We start from the raw sequence: 6,602 nt of genomic DNA, 5'->3' as shown, positions 1-6,602 counted from the left end.
GGCCCAGGCCGGGCTGGGCACGGTGCCCGCGTCGGCGGCCGCGGCCATCTCGGCCGCCGCGCGAGCCGAGCACTTCGACGTCAGGGAGGTGGCGGTGCGCGCGCGGGCGGCGGCCAATCCGGTGGTCGCCCTGGTACGGATGCTCGCCGACACGGTGGCGGAGAAGGACCCCGAGGCCGCGCACTACGTCCATCAGGGCTCCACCAGCCAGGACGTTCTCGACACCGCCCTCATGCTGGTGGCCGCCCGCACCGTGTCCCTCATCCTCGCCGACCTCGACCGCACCGCCGCCGCCCTGGCCGCCCTGGCCGAACGCCACCGCGACACACCGGCGGCCGCCCGCACCCTCGGCCAGCACGCCGTCCCCACCACGTTCGGCCTGAAAGCCGCCGGCTGGCTCCAGGCCGTCCTGGACGCCGAGGAGCGGCTGAGGGCGATACGCGAGGGCGGGCTCCCCGTCCAACTGGGCGGCGCGGCGGGCACGATGGCCGGATACCTCGCCTACGCCCGCATCCAAGGGCCGGTGGGACCGGGCGGAGCGGAGGACTGCGTGCGGCGGCTGCCCGCCGCCGTCGCCGCCGAACTCGGCCTGGCGGAACCCGCCGTCCCCTGGCACACCGTGCGGACCCCCGTGGCGGACCTTGCCGGAGCGCTGTCCCTCACCACCGCCGGGCTCGGCACCTTCGCGACGGACGTCCAGCTGCTGTCCCGTACCGAGACCGGGGAGGTCACCGAACCGGGTGCCGAGGGGCACGGCGCGTCGTCGGCCATGCCGCACAAGCGCAACCCGGCCCTCGCCGCCCTGATCCGCTCAGCCGCCTACCAGATCCCGGGACTTGTGAGCGGCCTCGCGCAGGCGGCGGTCGTCGACGACGAGCGCCCCGCGGGTGCCTGGCACGCGGAATGGTGGCCTCTGCGCGAGTGTCTCAGGCTGGCCGGCGGAGCCGCCCACACCGCGGCGGAACTGGCCGAAGGACTCACCGTCCACGCCGACCGGATGCGCGCCAACCTTGCCCTCACCGGCGGCCTGGTGGTCTCCGAGCGGCTCGCTGCCGTCCTCTCGTCCGAGCTGGGCAGGGCTCCGGCCAAGGCGTTGGTCGGCCGGGCATCCGCGCTGGCGGCGAGCAGCGGGCGGCACCTGGCGGACGTACTCGCCGAAGCCCCCGAACTGACCGGGCGGCACGGTCCCGGGTCGCTGCGCGCTCTGTGCGATCCCGAGCAGTACACCGGTGCGGCGGGGACGCTGGTCGACCGGGTCGTCACCCGCTTCCGCACCACCCGTGCGGGCGGCTGAGTCCCACGGCGGGCCGCCGGACCGACGCGACCGCTGCCACCGAATCCGCCACCGAATCCGCCACCGAATCCGCCACCGAAACGATGCAGAAGGGCCCACGATGACGGCAACGACCCAGCGGTGGACGACCCCGATCGGGGTGGAGGTGACCCGTACCTCGGAGCCCCTCGCCCTCCCTCTGGCCGAAGCGGAACTCGGTCGTCTGGAGAGCGCCCTCGATCTGCGCAGAGGTCTGCTGCTCTCGGGCCGTTCCGAACAGCCCGGACGCTACCGGCCCTTCGACCTCGCGCACGTGGACCCTCCCGTGGAGGTGACGGCCGTCCAGGACAGCGTGGAGGTACGCGCGCTGAACGAGCGCGGCCGGGTGCTGCTGCCGGCCCTCGCCGCCGTCCTCGTCCCGCAGGACGCACGGTGGGACCCCGGTGCGGGACTGATCACCGCCGACATCGGCAGTCGTGACCAGCTGATCGCGGAAGAGGACCGCACACGGCGCCCCTCCGTCCTGACCCTGCTGCGCACCCTCGTCGCCGGGTTCTCCAGCCCGGAGGACGACCTGTGGGGACTGTACGGGGCGTTCGGCTACGACCTGGTCCTGCAGTTCGACCCCGTACCGCTGCACCAGGACCGCGCCCCCCGCGACCGCACCATGGCACTGCACCTCCCGGACCGCCTCCTGCGGATCGACCGGCGACGAGGCACCGCGGTGCGGTACTGCTACGACTTCTCCTACGCCGGCCGCTCCACCGCCGGACTCGACCGCGCCACGCCCGCCGCCCCGTACGGGCCGCCCACCGAGCCGGCCGTCCACCGCGACCACGCGCCGGGCGCGTACGCGCGGCTGGTCCGCCGCGCCCGGCGGCGCTTCCACGACGGTGAGATGTTCGAAGCGGTCCCCGGCCAGAGCTTCCACCGCCCCGCCCAGTCACCGCCGTCCGAGATCTTCCGCAGACTGCGGACACGCAACCCCGCACCGTACGGGCTGCTCATGAATCTCGCGGGCGGCGAGCACCTGGTCGGAGCCTCACCCGAGATGTTCGTCCGGGTCGACCCCGTGGCCGGCACCGTCGAGTCCTGCCCGATCAGCGGCACCATCGCGCGCGGCCGAGGGCCTCTGGAGGACGCCGAGCAGATCCGTACGCTGCTCGACTCGCGCAAGGAGGAGTCGGAGCTGACGATGTGCACGGACGTCGACCGCAACGACAAGGCCCGCGTCTGCCTTCCGGGCAGCGTCGAGCTCGTTGCCCGTCGTCAGATCGAGTTGTACTCCCGGCTGATCCACACCGTCGACCACGTCCGGGGCCGGCTGCGCCCCGACCGTGACGCCCTCGACGCGTTCCTCAGCCACATGTGGGCCGTCACCGTGACAGGTGCGCCCAAGCGCGCGGCCATGGCGTTCATCGAGGAGCACGAACGCAGCCCGCGGCGCTGGTACGGCGGCGCGGTCGGGCGCATCGGCTTCGACGGCGGCCTGGAGACGGCACTCACGCTGCGCACCGTCCAGATCCGGGACGGGGTCGCCACCGTGCGGGCGGGAGCCACGCTGCTGTACGACTCCGATCCGGTGGCGGAGGAGAGCGAGACCCTGCTCAAGGCGCTCGCACTGCTCGACGCCGTGGAGGAGGCGAGTCCGGCGCCCGCCGTGCCGGTGCCCGTGCCCGGTGTGTCCGCGTACCGGCCGGGCAGCCCTGGCGCCGAGACCGCCGCGGACGGCGGTGGGCCCTGTCGCGTGCTGCTGGTCGACCACCAGGACTCCTTCGTCCACACACTCGCCGACTACCTCCGGCAGACCGGCGCGGAGGTCGTCACCTACCGTGCCGGGTTCCCGGCTGAGCTGCTCGACACCGTGGCACCCGACCTGCTCGTGCTGTCACCGGGCCCGGGACGTCCGGGGGACTTTGGTATGTCGGAACTCATCGACGCGGCACTGGTGCGTGCCCTGCCCGTGTTCGGTGTCTGCCTGGGACTGCAGGGGCTGGTGGAGCACTTCGGGGGAACGCTCGGCAGGCTGCGGCGGCCCGTGCACGGCAAACCCTCGCCCATCGAGGTCACCGACGGCGGCGGGACGCTCTTCAAGAACCTGCCCGCGCGCTTCGAGGCCGGGCGCTACCACTCGCTGTACGCCGAACCCCGGTCACTGCCTGGCGTGCTGGAGGTCACGGCCCGCACCCCCGACGGGACGGTCATGGCCATCGAGCACCGCGAACTGCCCATAGCGGCGGTCCAGTTCCACCCGGAGTCGATCATGACGACGGGGGAGGGCGCCGGGCACACGCTGATCGCCAACGCCGTCACCGGTCTCACCCGGGCTCCCTCGGCCGCCATGACCGCGAGGAACGCCCGGTGACCCAGTACGAGGAGGGCGAGCAGGTCGAGGAGGGCGCGGAGGGGGAGGAGAGCGAGGAGGTCGAGGAGGTCGCGGACAAGAGCGGCGGGCACAATCCGCCCGCCCGTGACATCCCGCCCGCCCGTGACATCCCGCGCTCCCCCTTCGTCCGCAACGCCCGCCTCGCCGGGCTGCCACTCGGCTTCGCCGGCCGTTCGGTGCTGCGCATCGGCAAGCGCCTCCTCGGCCAGCCGGTCGACCTCGTCACCGCCGAGCTCCAGCGCCGGACCGGTCGTCACCTCTTCCGCGTCCTCGGTGAGCTCAAGGGCGGCGCCATGAAGTTCGGTCAGATGCTGTCCGTCTACGAGGCGGCGCTGCCCGCGGAGGCGATCGCCCCCTACCGGGCGGCCCTGACGCTGCTCCAGGAGGCGGCGCCGGCCCTGCCGGCCGCACGCGTCCACGCGGTACTGGAGACCGAGTTGGGGAAGGACTGGCGCGGACGGTTCGCGTCCTTCGACGACACACCCACGGCGGCCGCCTCCATCGGACAGGTGCACAGGGCGGTGTGGGAGGACGGCCGGGCGGTCGCCGTGAAGATCCAGTATCCCGGAGCCGCGGAGGCGCTGCTCGGCGACTACGCCCAACTCGGCCGTCTGATCCGGCTGTTCTCCGTGGTCGCCCCGGCCCTGGACGTCGAACCGATGCTGGGTGAGTTGCGGGAGCGGGTCACGGAGGAACTGGACTACCGCCTGGAGGCCGCTGCGCAGCAGACGTTCGCCGATGCCTACCGCTCGGACGAGGACGTCCTGGTTCCCGACGTGGTGACCTTCACCGAGCGGGTGCTGGTCACCGAGTGGATGGACGGTACCCCTTTGGCCACCGTGATCCGGGAGGGATCGCAGGCCGAGCGCGACGAGACGGGGCTCCGGTACGCGCGCTTCCTGTTCTCCGGGCCCGAGCGCGCCGGACATCTCCACGCGGACCCGCACCCGGGCAACTTCCGGCGGCTCGACGACGGACGGCTCGGCGTCATCGACTTCGGCGCCGTCAAGCACCTGCCGGAAGGCTTCCCGCCCGCCCTGGGCAACCTGAACCGCCTGGTGCACCAGGGGGACTGGGCGGCGGCCCAGGAGCTCCTGGTCCAGGAGGGCTTCATCAGGTCCGCCGCTCCCCCCGACCACGCCGCCCTCGCCTCCCTCCTGCTCCCCGTCGCGACCCCGTCGGCCGCCGAGACATACCGCTTCACCCGCGCGTGGCTCCGCGAGGAAGTGGTGCGGTCCTTCGACTGGCGCGAGGGCGGCCTGGTGCGCCGCTTCAACCTTCCACCGTCGTACGTCCTGGTGAACCGCGTCATCGGCGCCGCCACCGCGGTGCTGTGCCAGCTGGAGTGCGAGATCCCGTTCCGAGCCGAGGCCCTCCGCTGGCTGCCCGGCTTCGACGACACCCGCCAGGGCCGTGCAATTCGACACCTATGACCGAATTGTCCCGGACGTGTCGGACATCACTGGGTCCGGCTCGACTTGGCCAACTCGGCCGCACGGCAAGAATTCCCAAGGGTCGTAGGCATGTTTCGACGCTGATCAAGCACTTGCGGATTGCGTTCGCCTCGCGCAGAGTCCATCACCATTCAGTCCGCCATCGCTCACCTGTTGCGCATGGCTCAACTGTTGCCTGGGGGGCGAAAGGTCACGCGTACATGCCAATGAATTGCACACTTGATATTCAGCGACACCGCCGTTCTCGCGCCGCGCGAACAAAGCTGGGAGCGCTTGCGCTCGCCACTGCCGCACTCGCCGGAGGCGTCCTTACGCAAACGGGCCAGGCGGAAGCCGCCACCGCCAACGTCGGGGTCGATTCCCTGTCCGTGTCAGCGGCCCCGAACGGACAACTCAAAGCCACGGCCACGGTCCACAGCACCAGAAGTATCAAACTACAGGCGCTGACTGTCGCCGTGCGATCCGCCAACGGTGGTCACTTCGACTATCCCGGAGCCACCGCGCCCACCCTTGGAACCCGGCCCACCACATACACCTCGGGCTCCCGCGCATTCCCGGCGGGCACCTATACATACTTCGTCGCATACAAGTTTCACGACAGCTGGCGCAGTCTCTCTCCGGTGAAATCCTTCACCTCCGGCATCAACTCCAGCACGACGCCGACAGCGACACCGACGGCTTCAACTCCTGCGGGCACCCCTACGCAAACCGCATCCCCCACGCAAACCGCATCCCCCGCGCCGACACCGACCTCCAGCACAACGCCCTCTGCGCCGTCCACGACCGCCGCTACGCCTGTCGGCATTGCCGGCACATGGCGCCAGGTGTTCAGCGACGAATTCAATGGCACCGGTCTTGACAGTTCCAAATGGAACTCGAACTGGTTCGGATGTTCCGGGTGTGTCACCAAGCCGCCCAACTCCGCTGAAGCGTCCGCCTATTCCCCGTCGCAGGTCTCTGTCGGCGACGGATCCCTCCACCTCAAGCTCATCCAGCAGCCGACCACCGTCGGCGGCAAGACGTATCCCAACGTTTCCGGCCTGGTGACCAGCAACGGGAAGGCCCAGTTCACTTACGGCGCTTTCGAGGCCCGCATCTACACGCCCTCCTCCGGGACGAAGATGGCCAACTGGCCCTCCTTCTGGTTGGACGGGCAGAACTGGCCGACGGATGGTGAGCTGGACGTCCTCGAAGGCCTGGGCGGCTCCGCCTGTTATCACTTCCATTCCACGGCAGGCGGTCCGGGAGGGTGCGCTTCCGGCACCTACTCCGGCGGCTGGCACACTTTTGGTGCCGAATGGAAGCAGGGCTCCGTCACGTACTACTACGACGGCAAGCAGGTCGGTCAGATCACCTCCGGGATCACCTCCGCCCCGATGTATCTGATCCTCAACAACGCCATCAACCCCAGTCACAGCGGAACCAACGTGGTCCCCGCCGACATGATGGTCGACTACGTGAGGGCCTGGCAGCACTGACCCCACCGACG

5 protein-coding genes are annotated in these 6,602 nt (G+C 70.8%); 4 read left to right on the top strand and 1 reads right to left on the bottom strand.

Features of this window, described 5'->3' with window-relative positions; all coding sequences use genetic code 11:
• The 3 genes from ACFWBT_RS40800 to ACFWBT_RS40790 all read left to right on the top strand — a co-directional run.
• A partial coding sequence (locus tag ACFWBT_RS40800; RefSeq protein WP_385709243.1) for a lyase family protein occupies positions 1-1,294 on the top strand: 1,294 nt, incomplete at its 5' end.
• A 100-nt stretch (positions 1,295-1,394) separates the two neighbouring features.
• Positions 1,395-3,638 (top strand): anthranilate synthase component I, encoded by a 2,244-nt coding sequence (locus tag ACFWBT_RS40795; RefSeq protein WP_385709240.1) that lies wholly within the window; start codon positions 1,395-1,397, stop codon positions 3,636-3,638.
• Positions 3,635-5,092 carry an ABC1 kinase family protein gene (locus ACFWBT_RS40790; protein WP_385709237.1) on the top strand — a complete coding sequence of 486 codons (1,458 nt, stop codon included), beginning with the start codon at positions 3,635-3,637 and terminating at the stop codon, positions 5,090-5,092. The genes ACFWBT_RS40795 and ACFWBT_RS40790 overlap by 4 nt, the downstream gene beginning before the upstream one ends.
• A 613-nt stretch (positions 5,093-5,705) precedes the next feature.
• Here the strand turns inward: ACFWBT_RS40790 and ACFWBT_RS40785 are convergent.
• Complete coding sequence (locus ACFWBT_RS40785) at positions 5,706-6,020, bottom strand: hypothetical protein (protein ID WP_385709249.1); 315 nt, start codon at positions 6,018-6,020, stop codon at positions 5,706-5,708.
• On the opposite strand from ACFWBT_RS40785, the gene ACFWBT_RS40780 reads away from it, so the two are divergent.
• Complete coding sequence (locus ACFWBT_RS40780) at positions 5,917-6,591, top strand: family 16 glycosylhydrolase (RefSeq protein WP_385709246.1); 675 nt, start codon at positions 5,917-5,919, stop codon at positions 6,589-6,591. The two genes, ACFWBT_RS40785 and ACFWBT_RS40780, sit on opposite strands and share 104 nt — an antisense overlap.
• Positions 6,592-6,602: the final 11 nt, after the last annotated feature.

This window comes from Streptomyces sp. NPDC060027 (assembly GCF_042737005.1).
Classification (GTDB): domain Bacteria; phylum Actinomycetota; class Actinomycetes; order Streptomycetales; family Streptomycetaceae; genus Streptomyces.
This window is presented reverse-complemented; position numbering and strand designations above follow the sequence as displayed.